The following is a 26,139-nucleotide window of genomic DNA, read 5'->3' on the forward strand; positions in this document are numbered from 1 at the left end:
TTTTCGGCCGTCTAACCCTAGCAACCGAGTGAACAGCATGGTTAGAGTAACCTCATTTCGCGTCACGGCATGAGAACAGGGAGCCGACAGCGATGCGCCTGGAATCCACGCCCGAGCTCGAAGCGTTCCGGAGGAAGGTGCGTGCCTTCGTCGCGGAGCACGCTCCGGGCACCAAGACCCGTGCGGGGGTGCGCGCACCGGAGCCGGAGTTGATGCCGGCGATCCGGGAGTGGACCGCCAAGCTGTACGAGGCGGGCTTCCTCGGGATCGACTGGCCGGCCGAGTACGGCGGCCGACCCGACGCGCACCCCCTGGAGCCGTCGGTCGTGGCCGAGGAGATCGCCCGGGCCCGGACCTGGCAGCCGATCGGCGCCGCCTCGCTGGCCTCGGCCGCGCTGCTGGAGTTCGGCACCGCCGACCAACGGGCGCGCTTCCTGCCCCGCATCCGCTCCTGCGAGGACGTGTGGTGCCAGCTGTTCAGCGAACCCGAGGCGGGCAGCGACCTGGCGGCGCTCCGGACGCGCGCGGTCCTTGAGGGCAAGGGCGACGACGCGGTGTTCGTCGTGGACGGCCAGAAGGTGTGGACGACCAACGGCCAGCACGCCGACCTGGGCTATCTGCTCGCGCGCACCGACCGCGAGGCGCCGAAGCACAAGGGCATCACGGCGTTCGCCCTCGACCTGCGCAGTCCGGGCGTCGACATCCGGCCGTTGCGCGAGATCACCGGGACGACCGACTTCAACGAGGTGTTCCTGGACGGCGTCCGCGTCCCGGCCGCGAACGTGATCGGCCGGGTGGACGACGGCTGGCGGGTGGCCATGAGCAGCCTCGGCCACGAACGCTCGGGCGTGGCCGCGCGAGGGGTCGAACTGGTCGCCGTGCTCGACGACTTGCTGCGTCTCGCCTCCCGCGTGTCGGTGGCCGGCGGGCCCGCACTCGACGACTCCGCGACCCGGCGGACGATCGGCGAACTGGCCACGCGGGTCCAGGTGAACGCCGCTCTGATCGGCCTCGCCCAATCACGGATGCTGCACGGTACGGAACAGCCCGCCGACGCCCTCCTCGGCAAGATCTTCTTCAGCGAGCTCAACCACGACCTGGTCGACTTCGGCCTGAACCTGCAGGGCACGGACGGCCTGCTCGTCGAGGGCGACGAGGACGCCGTGGCGGAGGGCTGGTGGCAGGACGCGCATCTGTACTCGCGGGCGTACACGATCGCCGGCGGGGCGAACGAGGTTCTGCGCACGCAGGTGGCCGAGCGAGGGCTGGGCATGCCGCGAGAGCCCCGCTGAACTGCAACGTTCTCAAATAGACCGCCCGGTCGATATCAATACCAAGAACAGCGGGACAGGCCACCGAGAGATTGATTGTACCGGTCGGTCGACGTATCGTTCAGCGAGGTATGGGCCGACGAGAGGACACCAGAACGATGACCGAGAACGTGGCCGGAACCGACGTCGCCGAAGAGCTGCCGGAGTACCCGTCGCCGCGGTCGGGCGAGTGCCCGTTCGCGCCGCCGCCGGGGCTGCTCAAGCTGCACGACACGGGGAAGGCCCTCGTCCGGGCCAAGACCTGGGACGGCACCACCCCCTGGGTCGTCACGACCCACGCCGCCCAGCGCGAGCTGCTGACGGACCCGCGGCTGAGCGCCAACATCGCCGCGTCCGGATACCCGCACACGACCGAGGCGATGAAGGCACACGCGGCCGACGTACGGCTGTCCATCAACAACACCGACGGTGCCGAACACGCCCGGTGGCGCCGGATGTTGACGAGTTCGTTCACCCGTCACCGGATGGAGAAGATCCGCCCGGAGATCCAGCGGATCACCGACGACCTGATCGACAGGATGCTGGCCGGTCCCCAGCCGGTCGACCTGAACCAGGTTCTGTCCCTGCCTCTGCCGTCACTGATGATCTGCGCGCTCCTCGGGGTGCCGTACGACGACCACGAGTTTTTCCAGGAGCACGCGGGAGTGACCAACGCGCGGTTCAAGACCCCGGAGAGGGCGGCGGAGAGCACGGCCACACTGGTCGGCTACATCTCCGAGCTCATCGAGGGCAAGATGGACGATCCCGGAGAGGACGTGCTCTCCGACCTCGCCGCGCGCGTCAAGGCGGGCGAGCTGTCCATGGAGGAAGCCGCGCCCCTGGGGCACATCCTGCTGGTCGCCGGCCACGACACCAGCGCCAACATGATCACGCTGGGCACCGCGCTGCTCCTGGAGAACCCGGACCAACTCGCGGGTCTGCGCGAGCACTCGGACGATCCGAAGTACGTGACGAGCACGGTCGAGGAGTTGCTGCGCTACCTCACCATCCCGCACCTGCTGGCACGCCGGGCGGTGCTGGACGACATCGAGATCGACGGCGAGACCATCCGCGCGGGCGAAGGCGTCATCGCGTCGCTGCCGGCCGCCAACTGGGACCCGCAGGCGTTCCCCGACCCCGGGAAGCTCGACCTCACCCGCACCGCGTCCCACCACCACGCGTTTGGCTGGGGCCCGCACCAGTGTGTGGGCCAGCAGCTCGCGCGCATCGAACTCCACGTCGTCTTCAGCACGTTGTTCCGCCGGATCCCGACGCTCCGACTCGCCGTGGACGTCTCGGAGCTGAAGTTCAAGGAGGACTCGCAGGCCTACGGCATCTACGAGTTGCCCGTCACCTGGTGATCCGCCGCCCGCGGAAGCCCAACTCCTCGATCGCCGGTGCGGGTGGGTTGGGCAGGGGCGGACAGATGTCACGGGAGCAGTTCGATGATCGTGGCGTTGGCGGTGCCGCCGCCCTCGCACATCGTCTGGAGCCCGTAGCGCAGGTTCCGTTGCCGCATCCGGGCGAGCAGCCGGGTCATCAGGATGGCCCCGGAGCCGCCGAGCGGATGGCCGACCGCGATCGCCCCGCCCAGCGGGTTGAGCCGCTCGGGGTCGGCGCCGGTCTCGGCCAGCCACGCCAACGGGACCGGCGCGAAAGCCTCGTTGACCTCGAACGCTCCGATGTCGTCGATGGACAGACCGGACCGGCGCAGCACCTTCTCGGTCGCGGGGATCGGGCCGGTCAGCATCATGACCGGGTCGGCTCCGCTCACCGCGCCGGAGTGGTAGCGGGCGATCGGCTTGAGGCCCAACTCCCTTGCCCGTTCGGGAGTTGTGATGAGCAGGGCGGCGGCGCCGTCGGATATCTGGGAGGCGTTCCCGGCGTGGATCACGCCGTCCTCCTTGAACGACGGTTTGAGTCCGGCGAGCGTCCCGACCGAAGTTCCGCGCCTCAGGCCCTCGTCCACGGTGAACTTCGTGCCGTCGACCTCGATCGGCACGATGTGGTCGTCGAAGACACCCGAGTCGATCGCCGCGGCGGCCTTGGCGTGCGAGGCGGACGCGAACTCGTCCAGTCGGGTGCGGCTGAGTCCCCACCGCTCGGAGATCATCTCCGCGCCGACCCCCTGGCTGAACCGAAAGCCGTCGTAGCGGGCCAGCACGGCGGGTCCGTACGGCTGGCCGGTGGTCCGGTGAGAGCCCAGCGGCACTCGCGTCATGGTCTCCACGCCGCCGGCCACCACCAGGTCGTACTGTCCGGCCATGACGGCGTGGGCGGCGGAGTCGACGGCCTGTTGGCCGGAGCCGCAGGCCCGGTTGATCGTCACGCCGGGCACACGCTCGGGCCAGCCCGCGGCCAGCGCCGCGAACCGGGCGATGTTGCTCGACTGGTCGCCGATCTGGGTGACACACCCCCACATCACGTCGTCCACGGTGCCGGGGTCCACACCGGTGCGTTCCACCAGCGCGGTGAGCACGTGCGCCGACAGGTCCGCAGCGTGCACGGCGGCCAAGGAGCCGTTGCGCTTGCCGATGGGTGTGCGGACGGCGTCGACGATGACGGCCTCGGGCATGGAAGGGTCCTCTCGATCGGTGGGGAACTGGACGACGTCAGTGGGGGAACTGGACGGCGGCGCCGCTGTCGACGAGTTCGTCGACGCCGGCGATCTCCCAGTCCCGGAACACAGCGCGGGTGTCGGCGCCTACGGGTGGTGCGGCCGGGCCGGGGCTCGACGGTGTCGCCGAGAAGCGGGGTGCCGCTGCGGGCTGGACGACGCCGTCCCGGGCGAACAGGCTGCCGCGCGCGGCTACTTGGGGGTGTGCTGCGGCCTCGGTGAGGCCCAGGACGGGGGCGACGCAGGCGTCGGTGCCCTCGAACAGGGCCGCCCATTCGTCGCGGGTGCGCTCCGCGAAGCGTTCCGCCAGGCGGCGGCGCAGCTCCGGCCAGGTCGAGCGGTCGTGCTGGAGGTCGGGGTGGACGTCGAGCTTCAGCAGGTCGATCAGGCACCGGTAGAACCTGGCCTCCAGGGCGCCGACCGCCACATGCCGGCCGTCCTTGGTCCCGTAGACGGCGTAGAACGGCCAGCCACCGTCGAGTTGGTTGATGCCTCGCTCGTCGGTCCACACCCCGCGCCCGAGTTTGCCGAAGGTGCTCGCGAGGAGATGTGTGGTGCCGTCGACGATGGCCGCGTCGACGACCTGGCCGACTCCCGTGCGCCCTGCGGCGTGCAGGGCTGCCAGCACGCCGATCACGAGGTAGCAGCCGCCGCCCCCGAAGTCGCCGACGAGGTTGAGCGGTATCTGCGGGGGTCCGCCGGTGTCTCCGATCGCGCCGAGTGCGCCGGTGAGGGCGATGTAGGTGAGGTCGTGTCCGGCGGCCGCGGCGAGGGGTCCGGTCTGGCCCCAGCCGGTCATCCGGCCGTAGACCAGCCGGGGGTTGCGGGCCAGGCACTCGTGCGGTCCGACGCCCAGGCGTTCGGTGACGCCGGGGCGAAATCCCTCGATCAACACGTCCGCGCACGCGGCGAGTTGGAGGAGGGCAGCGGGTCCTGCCGGGTGTTTCAGGTCGAGTACGACCGACCGTTTCCCTCTGTTGAGTACGTCCGCGGGGCCGCCCGCGTCGGGTTCGTCCGCCCGCTCGGGGCGGTCCACCCGGACGACCTCCGCGCCGAGATCGGCGAGCAGCATGCCCGCGAACGGGCCCGGTCCGATTCCACCGAGTTCGACCACTCGGCAGCCGGACAGCGGTCCTGTGGTCACAACACCCTCCCTGGCAAGCTGAGTTGACGATCCGACTGTGCTGGGGCGCTGTCAGCGTCCCTTCCAGACCGGTGGCCGCTTCTCCGCGAAGGCGGCGGCGCCTTCGCGCGCGTCCTCGGACGAGAACACCGGCGACGCGATCTCGGCCTGCCGGATCCAGCCCTCCTCCAGCGTCCAGTCGGCGGCGGACTGCGCGATCTGCTTGGTCGCGGCAACGGCGAGGGGGCCGTTCGCGGCGATGGTCGTGGCAAGTTCCAGGGCGCCGGCGAGCGCGCCGCCCTCGTCGGTGAGCCGGTTGACCAGTCCGACCTCGGCCGCGCGCACGGCGGTGATGGGCGCGCCGGTCAGGAGCAGCTCCAACGCGATGGCGTAGGGCACCCGTTGGGGCAGGCGCAGTGCCGCGCCGGCCCGGGCCACCAGGGACCGCGTCACCTCCGGGACGCCGACCCGTGCCGTGCGGGACGCCACGACGAGATCACAGGCGAGCAACAGCTCGAAGCCGCCGGCCAGCGCCCAGCCCTCGACCGCGGCGACCAGTGGCTTGCGGGGCGGGGTGACGGTGATCCCGCACAGCCCGCGGCCCTCGATCGCGGGGCTCTCACCGCGCAGCCAGGCCTTGAGGTCCATCCCCGCCGAGAACGTGCCGCCCGCCCCGGTGAGCACGCCGACCCGCAGCTCGTCCGACTCGTCCAGCTCGTCCACGGCGGCGGCGACTCCGGCGGCCACTCCCGCGTCGAGGGCGTTCTTCACCGTAGGACGGTTGATCGTGATGACCTGGACCGCGCCCCGGCGCTCCACCAGCACTTCGTCCGACATCCTGCCTCCTGATGCTCGTTCTCGATTGCCGATCACTTGACCGCGAACCGCTCCAGTTCGCGGGCGACCATGCCGTCCAGGTCCGGGGCGGGCGGCGAGGGAAGCTCGACGGCCCGCTCCCTGGTCGGCAGCAGCACAACTGCCGTGCCGGGTGTGGTGACTTCGCCGCGCTGGTTCTCGCAGCGCACCTCGATGTGCACCTCGCTCCGGCCGTCCACCTGTTGCTTGTCGACGACGGTGCCGCGTACCCAGGTGGTGTCGCCGAGGTAGTTGAACCTGCGGTGTTCGCAGCGGAGTTTCCACAGCCAACCGTCGTCGCCGATCCAGTCGGTGAGGAGATGGCAGAGCCAGGTCTCGCGCATGCCGCCGTAGTCGTAGGGGTTGGGCAGGCCCAGTTCCCGGGCGCGTTCGGGTTCCCAGTGCAGGCGTTGGACGGTGTCCGGGACGCCCAGCCGGTTGGGCGGGTAGAGGCCGGGAGCCTTGCGTCGCACGGCCGCGGCGATCCCGAACGCCCCGGGCGGGGTGAGCTGCATGCCCCAGCCCAGGTGCCAGACAACCACGTCCGTGGTGGTCAGCGGCCCCTTCACCCGGGGTTGCAGTTCCTCGCCGACCTCGACGTCCTCCCAGTGACGGGGTTCGGCGCCCCGCCTGCTCTCGGCCGCGTACGCCGCGTCGATCTCGGCGAGTCTCCCGGGCGGGTACGGCTGCTGTTCGAGCGCCTCCTTGGCCCGCTTCTTCGACGTGTGCCGTTCGGCGTTGATCCAGGTGCCGCGTCGCAGGGCGTGCATCTCGCCGTGGCCGTTGGCGTAGAGGTAGTCGCGGACGACGTGTGCGGTACGTCCACCGAAGTTGCTCTGCTTGAGCCGGACCCCGACCTGGGTCTGCAACACCCGGCAGCGGTCGCCCAGTTGAAGCGGTCGCCACCACTCGAACTCCATCACCGCCTGGTAGGAGCCGAGCCCCGCGAAGGGGTCCCCCTTGAGCAGGGCCTTGGTCTCCGGGTCCGGGATCGGGGCCGCGTCCTCTCCCATCGTGTAGAGGAAGGTCGGCGGTGCGACGAGGGAGCCCCAGCGGGTCTTCGCCGCGTACTCGGGGTCGCAGTAGAGCGGGTTGGCGTCGCCGTAGCCGTAGGCGAAGTGGCGCGAACCGTCCCAGGTCACCTCGTAGTTGTGCGGTGGATTGCGTTGCGGCTGGGGTACGCCCAGGCGGCGCCGGGAGCGTTCGACCGCCTCGTCCGTCAGCACGCCGAACCGCTCCGCCGCCTTCTCCTCGGTATCACTCACCGCTCAACCTCCTTGCTGGACACCGCGGTTCCTCCTTGGGACGCTCAGGCCTTGCTGTGCTCGGCGAGCCGGGCCCGTACGAGGTCGAGCAGTTCGACGCGGCTCACCTTGCTTGACGGGGTGCGGGGCAGTGCGTCGAGGACGACGATGTGGGTGGGCACCTCGTACGGGGTGAGGTGGGCGCGGCACAGGGCGGTGAGTTCGGCGGCGTCCGGTGCGCGCAGCCCGGGCTCCAACTCGACGGCCGCGACCGGCACTTCGCCGAGCCGTAGGTCGGGCAGTCCGGCAACTGCCGCCTCGCGTACGGCCGGGTGGGTCTCCAGGACGCGTTTGACCGTCTCGGGCTGGACTTTGAAGCCGCCGCGGATGATGGCGTCGTCGGCGCGGCCCTCGATCCACACGAACCGGTCGGCGTCGATCCGGGCCAGGTCGCTGGTCCGCACCCAGGTCCGGCCGCCGTGCGTGCTCTGCTCGGTGCGGACCTCCAGGCACCCGGTCCGGCCGACCGGCAGCTCGGTGCCGTCCTCGCCGGTCACCCTCAACTCGACGCCGGCGAAGGCGCGTCCGGCACTGCCGGCCTTGCGCTCCCACCAGCGGTCGTGCAACGGCAGGGTCCAGCCGGCGACGGCTCCGGCGAACTCGGTCGCGCCGTAGGTCATCAGGACGGGGACGCCGTACGTCCGGTGGAAGGAGTCGGCGAGTTCGGGCGGGCACGGTGCCGTGCCCGAGGTGACCACCTGGAGGGTGGCGAGGCGTTCCTTCGGTACGTGGGCGTCGAGTACGGCGCGCAGCGCGGCCGGTACCAGGCTCGCCGCCCGGAGTCCGTGGCGTTCGACAGCGCTCACCCAGGGTTCGACGGCGAACCTCGGCATCAGGAGCATGCGGCGTCCGGTGGCGAGGCAGGCCAGCGCCCGCCACAGGCCGCCGATGTGCACGAGCGGTGCGGCCACGAGCGACGCCGACTCCGACAGGAGCCTGCTCGGCTTCGGAGTCTGTCCGCCGGAAACGAGGGCCTGGTCGAGTTGCCCGATGCGCAGGTGGACGCGTTTCGGGGGGCCTGTGGTGCCGGAGGTGAGCATCTCCACGGCGATCCCCGGGCGGGTCGGTGCCTCGGTGGGTGCCGTGCCGCCGGCGGGCCGCAGGGTCCCGTCGGCGGCGAGTTCGAGGGCGGCGCCGTACGTGGTCACGGCGTCGAGGACGCCCTCGCGTGCGAGGGCGTCGGCGCCGGACACCACGACGGGTGGCCCGCAGCGGGCGATGTCGGCCGCGAGGCGTGCGGCGGGCTGGAGCGGGCTGAGCATGACCAGGCAGCGCCCGGAGGCGATCACCGCGGCGACCACTGCGACGTGCTCGGGCCGGTTCTCCAGGACGACCCCGACGCGGGCTCCGGCGTGCAGGCCCATCGCGTCGAGTGCTTCGCCGAGTCCCTTCGCGGTCCGCTGGACCTGTCCCCAGGTCCACCAGTTCCGGTCGTACTCGATCGCCTCGGCAGCCGCCGGCGCTTCGGCCAGCAGACGGGACAGGCGGTCGCGGATTCCCACGTGATCAGCCTTTCGACAGGACGTCGGTCTCAGATTCCGACCAGGTCGGCCAACCGGGTCCGGTGCATGCCCGGCCCCCCGAACAACTGTTCCGACGACTTCGCGCGCTTGAGATGGAGGTGCGCGTCGTGCTCCCACGTGTAGCCGATGCCGCCGTGGATCTGGATGTTCTCCTTGGCCGCGTGACTGAAGGCGTCCGCGCAGCAGGCCGCGGCGAGCGCCGCGGACACCGGCAGTTCGGACGAGCCCTCGGCGGCCACGGCCGCCGCGTGGTAGGCCGCCGACCGGGCGGCCTCGACCTGGACGAGCAGATCCGCGCACTTGTGCTTGACGGCCTGGAAGGAGCCGATGGGGCGCCCGAACTGCACGCGGACCTTCGCGTACGCCACGGCCGCGTCGAGACACGCCCGGGCTCCGCCGACCTGCTCCGCGGCGAGCGCCACGGCGACGAGATCGAGCACGGTGCGCAGATACGGTGAGGAGTCGCCGTCCGGGCCGACCCGTCGCACGGGCACGTCGTCGAGGTCGACGCGCGCCAGCCGCCGGGTCGGGTCGAGGGTCTCCAGCCGGGTCCGGGTCACGCCGGGCGCGTCACCGTCGACGGCGAACAGCCCGGGTCCCGTGCCGGTGCGGGCCATGACGAGCATCAGGTCCGCGGTGTGGCCGTCGACGACGAACATCTTGGTGCCCGAGACCGTCCCGTGCTCGGCGGACGTCTCGATGTCCTCCAGTCGCCACGACCCGCTCTCCTCCGCCAGGGCCAGCGTGGCGGTCGTCGAACCGTCGGCGATACCGGGCAGCCAACGCGCCTTCGCCTCCTCGTCGTTCGAGGCCGCGAGGGCCTGTCCGGCGAGGGCCACGGTCGCGAAGTACGGCGACGGCAGCAGCACCCGGCCGAGTTCCTCCAGTACGATCCCCAACTCGACCGGGCCGCCGCCGAATCCGCCGTAGGCCTCCGGCAACGCCAGTCCGTGCAGGCCGAGTTGGTCGGCCATCTGTCGCCACAGCCGGGGGTCGTGCCCCTCGTCGGAGTCCATCGCGCGGCGCACCGCCGCGCTCGGCGCCTTGTCGGCGAGGAACCGCCGCAGTGTCGTGCGGAGTTCTTCCTGCTCCTCGGTGAACGTCAGTGCCACGTCGGTGCCTTGGAGCGGAGGTAGGCGGCGAAGTCGGGCATGCGGGTGCGGTCCACAATCTCGATGCGGACGCCGTACGGGTCGAGGTGGTAGGCGAAGATCGACATCGAGTCGTCGACCACCGCGCAGGCCTCCAGCGGGAAGCCCGCCTCCTCCAGCCGTGCCGACGTGGTCGGCAGGTCGTCGCAGAAGTAGCCGAGGTGATGGGTGGCGAGGCGTCCGGCAGGCGTCCACGGTGTCCCCGGGATCTCCTGCACGAGTTCGATGTGCGGGGCGTCCAGTGAGTACGCGAAGCGCAGCGGGAGCACACGCTCGCCGTCGGCCAGGCGCACGAGGAGGTCGAAGGACTGGGTCTCGGTCCAGCGGTGGCCCGCGATCCCGGTGAACCAGGTCTTCCACTCCTCGATGTCCGGAACGACAATTCCCGTGTGGTACAGGTCTGTTGCGTTGAGAGGTGAGGCCATGGCGTCGCTCACCACTCCAGCCGGAGCTGCTTGATGCCGTACATGTTGCCGTGCTGTTCGAGGTCCTGGCCGGGGGTGATCCGGTAGTCGGGGATGCGCCTGTGCCATTCCTCGACGGCCACGTTGAGTTCGAGGCGGGCGAGGTGGGAGCCCAGGCAGCGGTGCGGGCCGGAGCCGAACGCGATGTGGTTGGTGGACTTGCGCCGCAGGTCCACGTCGAGGGGGTGCTCGAAGCGCTCGGGGTCGCGGTTGCTGACCGCGAGCGGCAGCATCACCATCTCCCCGGCCCTCACCGGGCAGCCACCGATCTCCACGTCCCGGGTCGCCTTGCGGGCGGGCACGACGAACGAGTAGACGCGGAGGATCTCCTCGACCGCCGTGGGGATCAGGGAGGGGTTGTCGACGATCGCCCTGCGCTGTTCCGGGTGCGTGGCGAAGTGGTAGAGGGCCCAGCCGATCGAGATCGGGACCGTGTCGAAGCCGGCCTGGAACAGCAGGACGCAGAACGCGTGCATGTCCCGGTCGCAGATCGGCTCGTCGTCGATCGTCCAGGCCATGGCGCGGGACAGGAGGTCGTCACGCGGGGCCTCGCGCCGGACGGCGATCTGTTCCTCGAAGTACTCCGACACGGCGTTCATCGCCCTCAACTGCCGCTCGCCGTCCGGGTCCTCACCATGGGACAGGTGCAGCAGATCGTGGATCCAGTCGAGGAACCGCGGGAGATCCTCCTCGGGCAGACCCATCAGACGCATGAAGATCAGGGTCGGGAAGCGACGGGCGAACATGTCGAGGACGTCGGCGGAGCCACTGTCCTTCAGCCCGTCGACGAGTCCGGACGCGACCTGCCGGATCTCCGGTTCGCGGGCGGCGACGGTCTTGGGCGAGAAGGCGCTGCCCAACAGCCGCCGCCACGCGGTGTGTTGCGGCGGGTCCAGCATCTCCGGGATCCACAGGAATCTGGGGTCGGGGTCGAGCGCCGTCACGGACGTGTTCGAGAAGGTCCGCCAGTCCTGGAGTGCCGTCTGCACGGCCTCGCCCTCGGTGACGACCCAGTACCCGCGTGCGGTGGTGCTCCGGAATCCGGAGTGGGCGCGGGCGATCTCGTCCCAGCGTTCCTGATGGCTGAGGACCGGGCCGCCGAGGCGGTTGTCGAAGTGGTAGGCGGGGACGCCCTGGTGGGTCCCGTCGGGTTCGAGCGTCGCGCTCATCACGGCTCCTCTCGTGCGCTGTTCGGTTCTCGTACGGTGCTCATGTCGCCGCCCCGTCGATCTTCAGCGCGATCAGCTCCTCGTCGGAGAGGCCGAGCGAGCGCAGCACCTCGTCGGTGTGCTCCGCGAACTGCGGTGCCCGCGTGATGTCGGCCGGGGTCTCGTCGAACTGGACGGGGCTGGCGACTAGTTCACGGCCCACACCGTCGGCGTCCACGACCGGGGCGATGAGTCCGTTGGCGCGCAGCGAGGGGTCCTGGCCGACCTCCCACGCGTTCTGCACGGCCGACCACTGGCCCTCCCCGCGGGAGAGGAGCTGGACCCACTCCTCGAAGGGGCGGGCCGCGATGAGTTCGGCGACGATGTCGGCCGCCTCCGCCGCGTTCGCCATCAACTTCTCGGTGCTGTCGAAGCGTTCGTCGGTGGCGAGTTCACCGCGGCCTGCGAGTTTGCAGAACTCGGCCCAGTACCGGCCGGGTTGCAGCATCGACAGTTCGATCCAGCGTCCGTCCGAGGTGAGGTAGGCGCCGATGAGCGGGTTGGTGCGCGATCCGTGCCGGGGCTGGACGTTCTCCGGCAGCGGCCCGCCGTTCATCAGCGCCATGTTGACCGTGAACTGGGTCGCCCAGGCCCCGACAGCGAGCAACGACACGTCCACCACGGAGGGTTCACCGGTCGTCGCGCGGGAGTAGAGAGCGGCGGCTATACCACCGGCGATCGTCATGCCGCCCATCGAGTCGCCGTAGGCGCCGGCGGGCATCCGGGTCATCCGGTCGGCACCCGCCGGTGTGACACCGGCGGCGCTGCCGCCGCGCGCCCAGAAGGCGGTGCTGTCGTAGCCGCCCTTGGTGGCCTCGTCGCCTCGCGGGCCGAAGCCACTGCCGCGTACGTAGATGATGTCCGGGTTGATCGCCCGGATGTCCTCGACGTCGATGCGCAGTTTCGTGCGCGCCTCGGGCAGGAAGTTGGTGAGGAACACGTCGCTGCGGCGGACCAGTTCCTCGAACGCCTTGCGGGCCGACGGTTTCTCCAGGGCGAGGCCGACGCTGCGTTTGCCCCGGTTGGGTCCCTCCACGATCGGGAAGAACGAGGATCCCCTGCTGGTGGCGTCGTAGCCGAGGACCCGGACCAACCCCCTCTGTCCGTCGCCGCGTTCGGCGTGCTCGATCTTGATCACATCGGCGCCCCAGTCCGCGAGCACGGCGCCCGCCGCCGGGACGAAGGTGAACTGGGCTACTTCGAGAACGCGAACGCCCTCCATCGGCCTGCGCATCGACCAACTCCTCATACTCAATCTGCCGTCACGCGCTCCGAGTATGGACCGAACCTCGCTAAAAAGTATACTGTTTTGCCGTCACCGTCCGCCCCGCACCTTCCGGAGAGCCGATGCTGGACTTCTCGATCGAACCCGAGTTCCAGGACAAACTGGACTGGGCGGCGGCCTTCGTCCGGGAGGAGATCGAGCCGCTCGACCTCCTGTTCCCGCACGGCGGCGATCCGTACGACACGCGCAACGAGAAGGCGCGCGCGATCCTGCGGCCGCTCCAGGACCAGGTCCGGACCCAGGGCCTGTGGGCCTGCCACCTCGGCGCCGAACTCGGCGGGGCGGGCTACGGCCAGGTGAAGCTCGCCTACCTCAACGAGATCCTCGGCCGCTCCTACTGGGCGCCCACGGTCTTCGGCACGGCGGCCCCGGACACCGGCAACGCCGAGATCCTGGCGATGTTCGGCACCGGCGAACAGAAGGCGCGCTATCTGCGGCCCCTGCTCGACGGGGACATCGTCTCCACCTTCTCGATGACGGAACCGCAGGCCGGAGCCGATCCCAAGGAGTTCGTGTGCCGGGCCACGCGCGAGGGGGACGCGTGGGTGATCGAGGGGGAGAAGTGGTTCTCCTCCAACGCCCGGTACGCGGCCTTCCTCATCGTCATGGCCGTCACCGACCCGGAGGCCGCGCCGCACGCCCGGATGTCGATGTTCATCGTCCCGGCCGAGACACCCGGCATCGAGATCAAGCGCAACGTCGGCACGATGGACGAACGCGACTCCCTCGACGAGGGCATCCACGCCTACATCCGCTACGACCGGGTGCGGGTCCCGCTCGACGCCATGCTCGGCGGCCCCGGTGAGGGCTTCAAGGTCGCCCAGGCCCGGCTGGGCGGGGGCCGGGTGCACCACGCGATGCGGACCGTCGGCAAGTGCGCCCGTGCCTTCGACATGATGTGCGAGCGCGCGCTGTCCCGGCGTACTCAGGGCACTCTTCTCGCCGAGAAGCAGGCCGTGCAGCAGTTCATCGCGGACTCCTGGGTGGAGTTGCAGCAGTTCCGGCTGCTGGTGCTGCACACGGCCTGGATCATCGACACCCAGCCGCACGGCGCCGCCCGCACCCAGATCGCGATGTGCAAGGTCCAGACGGCGAAGGTGTTGCACGACATCATCCAGCGCGCCCTGCACCTGCACGGCTCGCTCGGCACCACCAACGAACTCCCGCTGGCGAAATGGTGGATGGCCGCACCGAACCTGGCCCTCGCCGACGGCCCCACCGAGGTCCACCGCACCACGATCGCCAAGCAGCTGCTGAAGAACCGCCGGCCGGCCGAGGGACTGTTCCCCAGCGAGCACATCCCGCCCAGGCTGGAGGCCGCCCGCAAGCGGTACGCGCACATCCTCGACGACGAGAGCCTCTCCGGCCGGGTGGAGGCATGAGCGCGCGGCGTGACACCAAGTCCCCGGCTCCGGCAGCCCTGTTCGACCTGTCCGGCAAGGTCGCGCTCGTCACGGGCGGCAGCCGCGGCCTGGGTCTCGCGATGGTGCGCGCCTTCGCCGGCGCGGGTGCCGACGTCGTGATCGCCAGCCGCAAGCTCGACGCGTGCGAGACCGCGGCGGCCGAGGTCCGCGGCCTGGGCCGGCGTGCCCTGCCGGTCGCCGCCCACGTCGGCCACTGGGACGACCTCGGCCGGCTCACCGACGCGGCCTACGAGGAGTTCGGCAAGATCGACGTCCTGGTCAACAACGCCGGCATGTCGCCCCTCGCCCCCTCCTCCGCCGACACGAGCGAGGAACTCTTCGACAAAGTGATCGGCGTCAACTTCAAGGGCCCGTTCCGGCTGGCCTCGTTGATCGGCCGGCGGATGGCCGACGCGGGCGGCGGCTCGATCATCAACGTCTCCTCCTCCGGCGCCCTGATGCCCCAGCCACGCTTCGGCCCGTACGCCGGCGCCAAGGCCGCCCTCAACGCCCTGACCACGGTCTTCGCCCTGGAGTACGGCCCGACCGTACGGGTCAACACGATCTCGGCCGGGCCGTTCCTCACGGACATCTCCCAGGCCTGGGCGGAGGAGAAGCGGCAGACCACGCGCAGCGCGATCGGACGTCCCGGGCAGCCGGAGGAGATCGTCGGTACCGCGCTGTATCTGGCGAGCGACGCGTCCAGTTACACGACGGGGGCGCTGATCCGGGTGGACGGCGGGCTGTACTAGCCGAGCAACTCCAGTGCCTCTTTTAGCAGTTCGGGCAGCGCGGGCAGCATCCGCCGGTGCATGGTGTTCAACTGCCCGGTCTTTCTGCCCCGCTTGATCAACAGCGCGGTCGCGGCCGACTCCTTGTACTTGGTGAGTGCCTCGAACCACGGCAGGTCCCGAAGCGGTTCGCCTCGCGACTCCTCATAGGCGTCGACCAGTTCGGCCCTGCCGGGCATGCCGGTGGGCTCGTCCGACAGGGCGGCGGGGTGGCGGGCCTCGTCGGTGAAGAAGGTCAGCCAGGTCATGTCGACGCGGGGGTCGCCGCGCGACCAGATCTCCCAGTCGATGACCGACGTGACGAAACCGTCCGCGCACAACGTGTTGCCGAGCCGGTAGTCGCCATGGGTGAACACCGGCGTCATCGCGGCGGGCACGGTCGCGTGCAACCGGTCCGCGACCGCTTCATGCCCGGTACGCAGGTCGTCGGAGACGGTACCGAACGCCCGCGTCCAGCGGTCGATCTCCCCGGCGAGCGTCACCACCGGCTCCGCCGCGAGCGCCGTACGCGCCGGATCCACCCGGTGCAGGGCGGCCAGCATGCGCGCCGCGTCCAGGGCACGCCCCCGCACCTCCCCCTGGGTCAGCGTGCCGCGCGGCACCAGCACCGGCTCGACGCACTCCCCCGGCACCAGTTCCATGGCCACGAAGGGCTGGCTCTCGGGGGGCTCGCCCGCGTCGCAGAACAGCACCTTCGGCACCCTGACGCCCGGCTGCCCGGCCAGGGCCGCCATGAGCCGTGCCTGGCGCAGCACGTCCCGGTTGCGGACCGGGGCCAGGCCGGGCGGTGCCACCTTGAGGACGACGCGCTCGTAGCCCGCCGGGACACCCGCCAGGGCCGCTACATACGTCAGGCTCGACGTGCCGCCGGTGAGCGGTTCGACGCCTTCCACCGTGGCGCCGGGTATCCAGCCGCCGACCACGGCGGCTGTCCGATCCGTCAACTCCCGTATCAGCGCGGGGCTGTTGGTGGCGACGCTCAAGGCTGCCCCTTCGTCCCGTTCCCGGGTGCGGTCAATGCCGCCACGATGTCGCGGCGCACCAGCTTGCCGGTCACCGTGCGCGGGAGTTCGGTCCAGTACGTGATGCGGTCCGGGGTCTTCGATCCGCGCAGTGTGCCGCGTACGGCCGCGCGCAGCGCGCCGGCGTCGGCCTTCGCGCCGTCGCGCGCCACCACGACGGCCTCGATGCGCTGACCCCACTCCTCGTCCGGGACACCGACCACCACGGCGTCGAGCACGTCCGGGTGCCGTAGAAGAACGTCCTCTATCTCGGCGGGCGCAATGTTCTCCGCGCCGCGGATGATCGTGTCGTCGGCTCTGCCCTCGATGTGGACATAGCCGTCCGCGTCGAGGCGGCCCCGGTCCCGGGTGTGGAAGAAGCCCTGCTCGTCGACCGCGGAGCCCTGCCCCGCGTACTCCCCCGAGACCTGCTCGCCGCGCACCCAGATCTGTCCGGTCTCCCCCGCGCCGAGAGGCTGCCCGTCCACCGCCCGGACCTCGATCTCGATGCCCGGCACCGGCAGTCCGGCCGACCCGAGCCGGGCGCGCACCACCGGGTCGTCGCTCGCGACAGCCGCCCGGTGTTCGGCCGGGCCCAGCACCGAGACGGTGGACGAAGTCTCCGTCAGGCCATAGGCGTTGACGAAGTCCACGCGCGGCCAGGTGCGCAGTGCCGTCTCGATCACACGCACCGGCATCCTGGCTCCACCGTAGGCCAGCGAGCGCATGGAGGGCACCGAACGGTCCAGCCCCGCCGTGTCCATGATCCGGGCGAGCATGGTCGGCACGATCATCGCGTGCGTGATGCGCTGCTCCCTGACGAGGGCGAGCCAGCCCTCGGGGCTGAACTGGTCGAGGGTGAGGGTGCGCCGGCCCGCGTAGAGGTTAGTCAGCACATTGGAGACGGCGGCTATGTGGTAGGGCGGCACACTCATCAGCGCCGCCTCGGCCGGGTCCGCCGCGGCGAACTCCACCGTGCCGAGCACGTACGACACGAGGTTGTGGTGACGCAGGACCACGCCCTTCGGAGCCGAGGTGGTTCCGCTGGTGTAGATCAGTACGGCGGGGGTGTCGGGCGATGGTGCCGGTCCCATGGCGCCGTCGACGTTCGCGGCTGCCTCCGTGAGCCACGCGGCCGGGCCGCGGACCGTCAGTCCGGCCCTGCGCGGAGCCATGGCCTGGTCGGGAGCGGCGATGGCCAGAGCGCGCGGGTGGTTCGCGAGGAGGGCGTCCAACTGCTCTTCGCCCAGGCGGTAGTTGACCGGGATCAGTGGAACACCGGCGTGGGCGGCGGCGAACTGGGCGACAGCGAAGGCGGGGCCGTTCGTCGCCAGGTACACGATCGCGTCGGCATCGGCCGCGCGGACCGACCGGGCCCCGCCGGCGGCCAGTTCGCGCAGCCGTACGGGAGTGAGCCCGTCCTGTGCGCGGCCGATCACGACCCGGTCGCCGAAGCCCTCGGCGGCCATGTCCAGGATCATCGAGACGTTCATCGGCGCACTTCCCGCTTCCCGTTTCTCAGTCTTCCCGGTTGTCAGTCCGAGGCCGGGAGCGGTTTGGCGCTCTTCACCGGCAGGGGCACGCCGGTGACCGCGAGCGTGCCCTGTCCCTGTTTCGTGCAGAGCAGTTCGAGTCCGAGGTCCTCGTCGGCGTAGCGCTTGCCGAGGAGTGAACCGCCCATCAGGTCCGGGTCGGCCGTGCCGGTGACGGCCCCCGGCGCGGTTCCCTCGATCATCGCGGCACCGCCGCAGGTGATGTCCAACTCGCTGTCAGGGCAGCGCACGACGATCACCGCCGTCGTGTCCACCGTACTGGCGAGCATCTGTCCCACTCGTGGCCTCATCGCAGCTTCCTCCGCGGATCTTGTTCCGTTCCGGGCACCCGAAGACCAGAAAAAAGTATACTACTTACCTCGATCGCGTCGAGATGACGAACCGAGCCGACATACCGAGCTGACGAACGGAGTCGCCGGATGGATCTCAAGACCGTCCTGTTCGAGGTGAGCGACCATGTCGCCACGGTCACGCTGAACCGGCCGCAGGCCATGAACAGCTTCAACCAGCGGATGCTGGAGGACTTCTCCGCGCTCTGGGACAGGGTGAAGACCGACGACGACGTGCACGTCGTCGTGTTGCGCGGGTCGGGCGAGCGCGCGTTCAGCACCGGCATGGACGTGAAGGAGGGCATCGACCGGCATCCCAACGCGTGGTCGCAGACCGACCCCGGGGAATTCCTGTCGCCGAAGCTGAACCAGGTGTGGAAACCCCTGGTCTGCGCGGTGCACGGGATGGCCGCCGGCGGCGCGTTCTACTGGCTCAACGAGGCCGACATCCTGATCTGTTCGGAGGACGCGACCTTCTTCGACCCCCATGTCAGCTACGGACTCACCGCAGCCCTCGAACCGATCGGGCTGGCCCGCCGCATCCCGCTCGGCGAGACCCTGCGCATCGCGCTGCTCGGTCTGGACGAACGCCTGTCGGCCGCACGCGCTCTCCAGATCGGCCTGGTCAGCGAGGTGTTGCCGGGCGAACAGCTCTGGGACCGGGCGGACGAGATCGCGCGCGTCATCGCCGCCAAACCGCCGGCCGCGATCCAGGGCACGGTCCGCGCGATCTGGGAGTCCCTGGACGCGACCCGCACCCAGGCGCTGCGCACGGGACTGTCGTACACCCAGATCGGAAACCCGATCGGGAAGGCGGAAGTAGATCGCGCAGCGGTGCCCCGCAGGCGGTGGACACTGCGCTGACACTCCCCTACGCTCCATAAAACAGTATCCTTTATTATGACGTTCCATGGAGGGCTGGCTCCGATGCGCTTTGGCATGCCCTGGCCGGGCCGTGAGGTGGCACGTGAGGCCGAGGAGGCCGGTGCGGGTGCCTTCTGCGCCGGCGAGTTCGTCGACCATGACGCCTACCTCACCCTCGCCGAGATCGTCGCGAACTCCGAGCACGCCCTGGCGGGGCCCGCCATCGCCTACGCCTTCGCCCGCACCCCGTACGCGCACGCCACCGCGCTGCGCCAACTGCACGCCCAGGCGCCGGGGCGGCTCTTCCTCGGCCTGGGCAGCGCCGCGTTCCGCATCAACCGCGACTGGCTCGACGTGCCCGCCGACCGCCCGGTGGACCGGATCGCGGAGACCGTCGGCGCGGTCCGCGCCTGGCTGCACGCGGAAAACGGTGAGCAGGTCCGCTACTCCGGCGAGTTCTACTCGATCGACGCGGACGTCCGCGCACCCGTGCTCGGCCGGCTCGACATCCCGGTCCTGCTCGCCGCGTTCAACACCCGCATGGCCGCCACCGCGGGCCGGGTCGCCGACGGCGTCATCGGCCACGGGCTGTTCACCGGCTCCTGGTGGAACGACGTCGTACGCCCGTCGGTGGAACGCGGCACGCTCGCCGCGGGCCACGCCGAGCCGCCGCTGGAGCACGGCTGGGTCATCACGGCGGTCGACGACACCGCCCCCGAACGCGCCGTGGCCGACGCCCGGCGCATGATCGCCTTCTATCTGACGGTGAAGACATACGACCCGTTCGTGGCCCACCACGGTTGGGAGGGCCCGGTGGCCCAACTGAGGAAGGCGTTCCGGGCCGGTGACACCGACGCGATGGCCGCCGCCGTCACCGACGAGATGCTGGCCGGGATCGCCGTGTGCGGGACGACGGCCGACGCGAAGGACATGCTCGCCCGTCGCGCCGGTTCGCTGCCCCGTGACGTCGGCTATTTCGCGCCCCCGAGTTTCCTGGTGAGCCAGAGGCGCCGGGCCGCGTACGCCCGGGCCTCCCTCGCCCTGATCGACGAACTGCCCACACCGTGAGAGAAGCGGCGGGCGGCACCCTCGGGCCGCCCGCCGCTGCCATCGCGTTTCAGTACCCTGAAACGCCGTTTCGCGGGTCAGGCGTTTTCGGTGGCCGGGGCGAGTTTCCTGCTCTTGTCGAAGTGCACGACGTCCGCGAGGGTGCCGCCCAGGATGGCCGCACGGTCCTCGTCGTTCACCCCCTCGAAGTTCTCCGCGACACACTCCGCACTGCTGCGGAAAGTCCCCTCCGCATGCGGATAGTCATTGCCCCACATCACCGTCGACAGACCGGTGATGTGCCGCGCCTTGACGGCCGTGGGGTCGTCCGCGAACTGCACGTGGATCTGCCGACGGACGTACTCGGTCGGCTTGAGCGGGTAGGGCCACTTGTCGTTGATCGCGAACAGCCGCCCCATCGAAGGCTGTTCGGTCGCCGGACGGTTGTCGTCCCAGAAACCCAGCCACCAGTCCGGATCCTGACCCGTACCCGTCTTCCACGCCTTGTCCATGTACCCCATGAAGGAGACCAGCCAGCCGGCCGTGTACTCGATCAGGTTGAAATGCAGATCCGGGAAACGCTCACACACACCGCCGCCGACGAGGCTCGCGATGATGCCCTGCGGACCCGCCACCCCGGCACCGGCCGCGAAGCCCATCGTCCGGCCCGCCACCATGTCGTCGGTCAGGTTCCCCTTGCCCATGTTCATCGACGTCATCAGTCCCCGCACGGTCTGCGCCGTCCCGGAGATCTCCTGCTTCACCTTCACGCCGCCGGTCGCCACATGGATGAACACCGGCAGGCCGTGCGCCTGGGCGGCGGCCCAGATCGGGTCGTACTCCCGCGAGTAGTACGGCTGGGGCGGGATCTCCGGGAGGAGGATCGCACCCAGCCCCAGCCGCGCGATCCGCTCGATCTCCGCCACCGCCGCGGGGACGTCCGTGATCGGGATCGCCGCCGTGGGACGCAACCGGTCCCTGTAGGGCAGGTAGCGCTCCACCAGGTAGTCGTTCCACACCCGCGCGTGCGCCATCGACAACTCGTGATCGTCCGTGAACAGCACGAACAGCGACAGATTCGGGAACATCACCGACGCGTCGACGCCGTCGAAGTCCATGTCCCGCAGGATGTGCTCCGGATCGCCGTCCGGGGTCTCCCCGCCCGTCTGGCGGTACTTCGAGATCGTCCAGCCGTCGAACCCGATGGTGTGGAGCTTCTTGAACTCCGTGTGCCCACCCGGCACGATCGGCTCGTCCAGCGTGAACTCCTCCTCCCACAGAGCACGCTCACGCAACTCCTTCGGCAGCCGGGTCCTGAACAGATCGACCGGCTCGATGATGTGCGAATCGCCGGACACCACAAATTCCTTGAACACAGGCGGTACCTCTCTTCGAACTCCGTCGTCCGTAGCCAAAAGGCCGACCCCCAGATGTCTGCGAAGTTAGCTGTACCGACCGGTCGAGTCAATAAAAGGTGCACACTCCTGACCTCCCTCCGCTAATTCAGTACACTCAACCTTGGGACACGGCAATGAGGAGACGGCACACATGACGACGACGTACGCGTTCTCTTCCCAGCTCTACATCGACGGACGGCACACCGACGGCACCTCGGAGGCACAGATCGTCGTACGCAATCCGGCGACGGAGGAGACCCTCACCGAGGTTCCCGACTCCTCGCTCGCGGATGTGCGTCGTGCGGTCGAGGCGGCGCGGCGGGCCTTCGACGAGGGACCGTGGCCACGGATGAGGCCCGCCGAGCGGGGCGCGGTCCTGCTGCGCATGGCGGAGGAGTTGGAGCGGCGGCTGCCCGAACTCGTCGCCGTCAACATGGCCGAGGCGGGTTCGGTGCGGGCGCTGGCGGAGAGTCTGCAGACCCGGGTGCCCGTGGCGCATCTGCGGGACATGGCCGAGCGGGTGATCCCGGCCTTCGCGTGGGAGCGTCCGATGGATCCTACGATAGCGCCGGGCATCGGCATCTCCCAAGGGGTGCTGCGGCGCGAGGCGTTCGGGGTGTGCGCGCTGATCCCGGCGTACAACTTCCCCTTCTTCCTCAGCATGATGAAAGTGATCCCCGCCCTCGCCGCGGGCTGCACCGTCGTACTGAAACCGGCGCCCCAGACGCCGCTCGACTCGCTGCTGCTCGGCGACTTCGCCGACGCGGCCGGGCTGCCGCCGGGTGTGCTGAACATCGTGACCGGCGACGTCGAGGCCGGCCGGGAGCTGACCACCCACCCGATGGTGGACCTCGTCAGCTTCACGGGCTCGGACACGGTGGGCCGCGTCGTGTACGCCCAGGCCGCCGCCTCCATGAAGAAGGTCGTCCTGGAACTCGGCGGCAAGTCCGCCAACATCGTCCGCGCCGACGGCGATCTCGACGGTGCCGTTCGTTCCGCGCTGGTGGGCATGACCACCCATGCGGGGCAGGGTTGTTCGCTGCTGACGCGCACGCTGGTGCACGAGTCGGTCCACGACGAGCTGGTCGACCGGTTGAGCGCGGCCCTGGTAGATGTCAGGGTCGGCGACCCCGCCGACCCGGCCACCACGATGGGGCCGCTGATCAGCGCGGCCCAGCGGGACAAGGTCGAGAAGCTGATCCGGATCGGCGAGGAGGAGGGCGCCCGTATCGTCCGCGGCGGCAGGCGCCCGGCCGGTCTCGACAAGGGCTACTTCCTGGAACCCACGCTCTTCGCCGACGTGGACAACGGGATGGCCGTCGCCCGGACGGAGTTCTTCGGACCGGTCGGCGTCGTCATCCCGTTCCGCACCGACGAGGAGGCGGTGCACATCGCCAACGACAGTCCGTACGGACTGGGGGGTGCCGTCTGGAGCGCGGACACGGTGGCCGCGTACGACATGGCGACCCGGTTGCGGACCGGTGGTGTCGCGATCAACGGCGGCAGCGCCGGGGTGAACCCGCGGGCGGCTTTCGGCGGCTACAAGCAGAGCGGACTCGGCCGCGAGTGGGGCGAGTTCGGGCTCGACGAGTATCTGCAGACGAAGACGGTGAGCTGGGCGGCGCGCTGACCGGTGTGCCGCCCGGCGGGCCGCTCGTCACACGGTGAGCACCATCGCCGATCCCATGCCGCCACCCGCGCACATGGCCGCGACCGCCGTCCCTCCCCCGCGCCGCCGCAGCTCGTGCGCGAGCGTGACGACCATGCGCGCGCCGGTGGTCGCGATCGGATGCCCGAGACTGCACCCGCTGCCGAAGGGATTGACCTGCTCCGGGTCGAGGTCCAGCTCCCGGGTGGCGGCGACGGCCACGGCGGCGAACGCCTCGTTGACCTCGAACAGGTCGACGTCCTCGATCCGCAGCCCGGCGCGGTCGAGTGCCTTGCGGATGGCGGCGATCGGGGCCAGTCCCGTCTCGACGGGGTCGACGCCGACACTCGCCCACGACCGTACGGTGGCGAGCGGCGCGAGCCCGTACTCGGCGGCGACCTCGGAGGAGGCGACGACGACCGCGGCCGAACCGTCGTTCACCCCGCTGGAGTTGCCCGCGGTGATGGAGTAGCCGTCGATCTCGGGGTGCAGCACCTTCAGCGCCGCGAGCTTCTCGATGCTGGTGTCGCGCCGAGGGTGTTCGTCGGTGTCGAACACGGACTTCGTCCCGTCCCGGTCGATGACCTCGACCGGGACGATCTCGTCGGCGAACCGTCCCCCGTCGATCGCCCGCACGGCCCGCTGGTGCGAGCGCAGCGCCCAACTGTCCATCTCCTGACGGGAGATGCCGGCCAGCCGGGCCGCGTTCCAGCCGACGAGGGTGGCCATGTCGTCGTTGGGCGCCTCCCGGGTCGGCACGTGCGAGGGCGACATCCAGGGGTCCTGCCAGTCGTCGGTGCCCGGAATCCGGCGCCGGGCCGCCGGCGCGGTCGAGGAGGACTGCGTTCCGCCCGCGACGACCACGCGGTCCATTCCGGCGCGTACGCCCGCGGCGGCGGTCGCCACGCTCGACAGTCCCGAGGCGCAGTGCCGGTTGTGCGCCAGGCCCGGCACATGGGTCAGCCCCGCTTCGAGTGCCGCGTAGCGGGCGATGTCCCCGCCGCCGGCCAGGGTCTCGCCGAGGACGACGTCGTCGATCAGTTCGAGCGGCACCCCGGAGCGTCGCACCGCCTCGCGTACGACGACGGTGGCGAGGTCGAAGGCGCTCGTGTCACGCAGCGTTCCCCTGTGGGCGGTACCGATCGCGGTGCGGCAGGCGGCGAGCAGAACGGCATCAGTCATGCAATTCATGATACTCAACTCGTCACACGACGCGGAAGAACGCCCAGAAGCACCCCAGGATCTCGACCGATTCTCTAAAAGAGGATACCTTCTTCATGCCGTGGCTCTGCCGTCGATCTGCCGTGGAACGGGTGGTGGCTGGTGAACTTCGAGCTCAGCGAGGAGCAGGCCATGCTGCGCGAGGCCTCGCGCGACCTGCTGTCCGACCGGGCCCCGATCGCCCTCGTACGAGCATCGATGGACGGCACCGAGGACGTCGACCCCGAACTCTGGCGGCTGACCTCCGACCTCGGCTGGCCCAGTCTTGCCCTGCCCGAGGAGTACGGCGGGTCCGGCCAGGGATTGGTCGAACTCGCCCTGGTCGCCGAGGAGATCGGGCGCGCGTTCGGCCGGGGCCCGTTCCTGCCGACAGCGGTCGTCGGCCGGGCGATCGCCTACGGAGGTTCCGAGCGGCTGCGCGGCGAGGTACTGCCCGCGCTCGCCGCCGGAGAGGGCTGGGCCACGTGGGCCTTCGCCGAGCCGCACGCGCCCTGGACCCTCGACGGGGTCCGCGCGACCGCCCGTACGGACGGGGACCGGGTCGTCCTGGACGGCGTCAAGACCGTGGTGCAGGACGCCGGCGGCGCCCGCTGGCTGCTGGTCACCGCGCGCCACGAGGGCGAGCCGGCGTCCTTCCTCGTCGACCGCGCGGCCCCCGGTGTCACGGTCCGGCGTCAGCGCGTGCTGGATCCCACCCGCGCGTTCCACGAGGTCCGGCTCGACGCCGTACGCGTCCCGTTCGACGCCCGTCTCGACGGCGGGCCGGCCGACATCCAGGCCCTGCTCGACGAGGCGTCCGTCCTGCGGTGTGCGGACGCGCTCGGCGTGATGGGGCGGATGCTGGAGCTGACCGTCGAACACACCGGCAGCCGGGTGCAGTTCGGGCGGCCGATCGGAAGTTTCCAGGCCGTCAAGCACGCCTGCGCCGACATGGCACTGCTCGTGCACGGCACCCGTGCGGCGACGTACTACGCGGCGATGGCCATCGATGCCGGCATCGACGACGCCGCCCGCGCGGCCTGTGCCGCCGCCTCCTACGCCACGGCCGGTAGCGGTGAAGTCGCCGCCAGGGCACTGCAGTTGCACGGTGGCATCGGCTTCACCTGGGAGCACGACCTCCACCTCTACCTGCGCCGGGCCAGGGCCGACCGGGTGCTCCACGGGGACACCGCCGTCCACCGCGACCGGCTCTGCACCCTCCTCCAGCGGTCTTCCGCGTCCGCCTGAGCCGAGCGAAAGGGAATCGACCGATGGAGATCAAAGGCAAGAAGGCCGTGGTGTTCGGCGGTGCCTCCGGAATGGGGCGCGCCAGCGCCGAGTTGCTCGCGGCACGCGGCGCCGACGTCGTCGTACTCGATCGTCCGGCGTCGGCCGGTGCCGAGGTCGCGGCGGCGTTGGGCGGGCGTTTCCAGCCGGTCGACGTCACCGACTTCGAGGCGACGGAAAGCGCGCTGGCCACCGCCGTCGAATCGCTCGGCGGGCTGCACGTCTCGATCACGACCGCGGGCGGCGGTACGGCGAAGCGGACGCTCGGCAGGAGCGGGCCGCACGACCTCGACACCTTCCGCCGGGTGCTCGACCTCAACACCGTCGCAACCTTCAACGTCAGCCGGCTCGCCGCCGCGCACATGAGCCGGAACGAGCCCGAGGACCCGGACGGCGAGCGCGGCGTCATCATCAACACGTCGTCGATCGCCGCCTTCGAGGGGCAGGTCGGCCAAGTCGCCTACGGGGCCGCCAAGGCCGCCATCGCCGGGATGTGTCTCACCATGGCCCGCGATCTCGGCTCACTTGGCATCCGTGTCCTGGCCATCGCCCCCAGTCTGTTCGACACGGGCGCCGTCGAGAGGATCCCCGACGAGGCGCGGGCGGTCCTGGTCAAGGACGCGGCGTTCCCCAAACGCCTGGGCCGCCCCGAGGAGTACGCGAAGCTCGCGCTCGCCATCGTCGACAACCCGATGCTGAACGGCCAGTGCCTGCGGCTCGACGCGGGACAGCGGTTCGGGCCCAAGTGACCGGTGTGCGGCGCTGGTTGGAACCACGAC

General features: G+C 70.4%; 23 protein-coding genes. 9 read left to right on the forward strand and 14 right to left on the reverse strand.

Annotation, left to right across the window (positions count from 1 at the left end):
- Nucleotides 1-92: 92 nt before the first annotated feature.
- Nucleotides 93-1,292, forward strand: coding sequence for an acyl-CoA dehydrogenase family protein (locus OG226_RS05625; protein WP_328675581.1), 1,200 nt, complete (start codon nucleotides 93-95; stop codon nucleotides 1,290-1,292).
- Between the two features lie 137 nt (nucleotides 1,293-1,429).
- Nucleotides 1,430-2,671: a cytochrome P450 gene (locus tag OG226_RS05630; protein ID WP_329348150.1), complete on the forward strand. Its 1,242-nt coding sequence runs from the start codon at nucleotides 1,430-1,432 to the stop codon at nucleotides 2,669-2,671.
- 68 nt (nucleotides 2,672-2,739) lie between these two features.
- Here the strand turns inward: OG226_RS05630 and OG226_RS05635 are convergent, their stop codons facing one another.
- From OG226_RS05635 to OG226_RS05675, 9 genes are read right to left on the reverse strand one after another with little or no spacing between them, the layout of a single operon-like run.
- On the reverse strand, nucleotides 2,740-3,885 hold the full coding sequence (locus OG226_RS05635; protein WP_329348151.1) for a thiolase family protein: 1,146 nt from the start codon (nucleotides 3,883-3,885) through the stop codon (nucleotides 2,740-2,742).
- A gap of 37 nt (nucleotides 3,886-3,922) precedes the next feature.
- Nucleotides 3,923-5,071, reverse strand: coding sequence for a CaiB/BaiF CoA transferase family protein (locus tag OG226_RS05640; RefSeq protein WP_329348152.1), 1,149 nt, complete (start codon nucleotides 5,069-5,071; stop codon nucleotides 3,923-3,925).
- 51 nt (nucleotides 5,072-5,122) lie between these two features.
- A complete protein-coding gene (locus OG226_RS05645) occupies nucleotides 5,123-5,887 on the reverse strand; it encodes a crotonase/enoyl-CoA hydratase family protein (protein WP_329348153.1) in 765 nt (254 codons plus the stop codon).
- Nucleotides 5,888-5,919: 32 nt separating this feature from the next.
- Nucleotides 5,920-7,170 carry an FAS1-like dehydratase domain-containing protein gene (locus tag OG226_RS05650; RefSeq protein ID WP_329348154.1) on the reverse strand — a complete coding sequence of 417 codons (1,251 nt, stop codon included), beginning with the start codon at nucleotides 7,168-7,170 and terminating at the stop codon, nucleotides 5,920-5,922.
- A gap of 44 nt (nucleotides 7,171-7,214) precedes the next feature.
- Nucleotides 7,215-8,711, reverse strand: coding sequence for a class I adenylate-forming enzyme family protein (locus OG226_RS05655; protein ID WP_329348155.1), 1,497 nt, complete (start codon nucleotides 8,709-8,711; stop codon nucleotides 7,215-7,217).
- 29 nt (nucleotides 8,712-8,740) lie between these two features.
- On the reverse strand, nucleotides 8,741-9,844 hold the full coding sequence (locus tag OG226_RS05660; RefSeq protein ID WP_329348156.1) for an acyl-CoA dehydrogenase family protein: 1,104 nt from the start codon (nucleotides 9,842-9,844) through the stop codon (nucleotides 8,741-8,743).
- The gene (locus OG226_RS05665; protein WP_329348157.1) at nucleotides 9,835-10,308 is read right to left on the reverse strand and encodes a VOC family protein; all 474 of its coding nucleotides are present in this window, start codon (nucleotides 10,306-10,308) and stop codon (nucleotides 9,835-9,837) included. The genes OG226_RS05660 and OG226_RS05665 overlap by 10 nt, the downstream gene beginning before the upstream one ends.
- An 8-nt stretch (nucleotides 10,309-10,316) precedes the next feature.
- Nucleotides 10,317-11,516 carry a cytochrome P450 gene (locus tag OG226_RS05670; protein WP_329348158.1) on the reverse strand — a complete coding sequence of 400 codons (1,200 nt, stop codon included), beginning with the start codon at nucleotides 11,514-11,516 and terminating at the stop codon, nucleotides 10,317-10,319.
- A gap of 40 nt (nucleotides 11,517-11,556) precedes the next feature.
- On the reverse strand, nucleotides 11,557-12,789 hold the full coding sequence (locus OG226_RS05675; protein ID WP_329348159.1) for a CaiB/BaiF CoA transferase family protein: 1,233 nt from the start codon (nucleotides 12,787-12,789) through the stop codon (nucleotides 11,557-11,559).
- A 113-nt stretch (nucleotides 12,790-12,902) separates the two neighbouring features.
- On the opposite strand from OG226_RS05675, the gene OG226_RS05680 reads away from it, so the two are divergent.
- Both OG226_RS05680 and OG226_RS05685 read left to right on the forward strand, forming a co-directional pair.
- Nucleotides 12,903-14,222, forward strand: coding sequence for an acyl-CoA dehydrogenase family protein (locus OG226_RS05680; protein ID WP_329348160.1), 1,320 nt, complete (start codon nucleotides 12,903-12,905; stop codon nucleotides 14,220-14,222).
- Entirely contained in the window at nucleotides 14,219-14,995 is a 777-nt protein-coding gene (locus tag OG226_RS05685) for an SDR family NAD(P)-dependent oxidoreductase (RefSeq protein WP_328675593.1), read from the forward strand. Before OG226_RS05680 ends, OG226_RS05685 begins: the two co-directional genes overlap by 4 nt.
- Here the strand turns inward: OG226_RS05685 and OG226_RS05690 are convergent.
- From OG226_RS05690 to OG226_RS05700, 3 genes are read right to left on the reverse strand one after another with little or no spacing between them, the layout of a single operon-like run.
- The gene (locus OG226_RS05690; protein ID WP_328675594.1) at nucleotides 14,992-16,017 is read right to left on the reverse strand and encodes a phosphotransferase family protein; all 1,026 of its coding nucleotides are present in this window, start codon (nucleotides 16,015-16,017) and stop codon (nucleotides 14,992-14,994) included. The genes OG226_RS05685 and OG226_RS05690 overlap by 4 nt on opposite strands.
- Nucleotides 16,014-17,528, reverse strand: a complete 1,515-nt coding sequence (locus OG226_RS05695; RefSeq protein WP_328675595.1) for a class I adenylate-forming enzyme family protein — start codon at nucleotides 17,526-17,528, stop codon at nucleotides 16,014-16,016. The genes OG226_RS05690 and OG226_RS05695 overlap by 4 nt, the downstream gene beginning before the upstream one ends.
- A gap of 41 nt (nucleotides 17,529-17,569) precedes the next feature.
- Nucleotides 17,570-17,878 carry a hypothetical protein gene (locus tag OG226_RS05700; protein WP_328675596.1) on the reverse strand — a complete coding sequence of 103 codons (309 nt, stop codon included), beginning with the start codon at nucleotides 17,876-17,878 and terminating at the stop codon, nucleotides 17,570-17,572.
- A gap of 129 nt (nucleotides 17,879-18,007) precedes the next feature.
- Here OG226_RS05700 and OG226_RS05705 point away from each other — a divergent pair, with 129 nt between their 5' ends.
- Entirely contained in the window at nucleotides 18,008-18,781 is a 774-nt protein-coding gene (locus OG226_RS05705; protein ID WP_328675597.1) for an enoyl-CoA hydratase/isomerase family protein, read from the forward strand.
- 63 nt (nucleotides 18,782-18,844) lie between these two features.
- Nucleotides 18,845-19,849: an LLM class flavin-dependent oxidoreductase gene (locus OG226_RS05710; protein WP_329348161.1), complete on the forward strand. Its 1,005-nt coding sequence runs from the start codon at nucleotides 18,845-18,847 to the stop codon at nucleotides 19,847-19,849.
- A gap of 77 nt (nucleotides 19,850-19,926) precedes the next feature.
- Here the strand turns inward: OG226_RS05710 and OG226_RS05715 are convergent, their stop codons facing one another.
- The gene (locus OG226_RS05715; RefSeq protein ID WP_328675599.1) at nucleotides 19,927-21,186 is read right to left on the reverse strand and encodes an amidohydrolase family protein; all 1,260 of its coding nucleotides are present in this window, start codon (nucleotides 21,184-21,186) and stop codon (nucleotides 19,927-19,929) included.
- A 190-nt stretch (nucleotides 21,187-21,376) separates the two neighbouring features.
- Between OG226_RS05715 and OG226_RS05720 the strand changes: the two genes are divergently transcribed.
- The gene (locus OG226_RS05720) at nucleotides 21,377-22,855 is read left to right on the forward strand and encodes an aldehyde dehydrogenase family protein (RefSeq protein WP_329348162.1); all 1,479 of its coding nucleotides are present in this window, start codon (nucleotides 21,377-21,379) and stop codon (nucleotides 22,853-22,855) included.
- A gap of 27 nt (nucleotides 22,856-22,882) precedes the next feature.
- Here the strand turns inward: OG226_RS05720 and OG226_RS05725 are convergent, their stop codons facing one another.
- A complete protein-coding gene (locus tag OG226_RS05725; RefSeq protein WP_329348163.1) occupies nucleotides 22,883-24,055 on the reverse strand; it encodes a thiolase family protein in 1,173 nt (390 codons plus the stop codon).
- A gap of 141 nt (nucleotides 24,056-24,196) precedes the next feature.
- On the opposite strand from OG226_RS05725, the gene OG226_RS05730 reads away from it, so the two are divergent.
- Nucleotides 24,197-25,321, forward strand: a complete 1,125-nt coding sequence (locus tag OG226_RS05730) for an acyl-CoA dehydrogenase family protein (protein ID WP_329348164.1) — start codon at nucleotides 24,197-24,199, stop codon at nucleotides 25,319-25,321.
- Nucleotides 25,322-25,344: 23 nt separating this feature from the next.
- A complete protein-coding gene (locus OG226_RS05735; RefSeq protein WP_328675603.1) occupies nucleotides 25,345-26,109 on the forward strand; it encodes an SDR family NAD(P)-dependent oxidoreductase in 765 nt (254 codons plus the stop codon).
- Nucleotides 26,110-26,139 lie beyond the last annotated feature (30 nt).

The sequence above is a fragment of the Streptomyces sp. NBC_01261 genome (genome assembly GCF_036226385.1).
Lineage (GTDB): Bacteria > Actinomycetota > Actinomycetes > Streptomycetales > Streptomycetaceae > Streptomyces.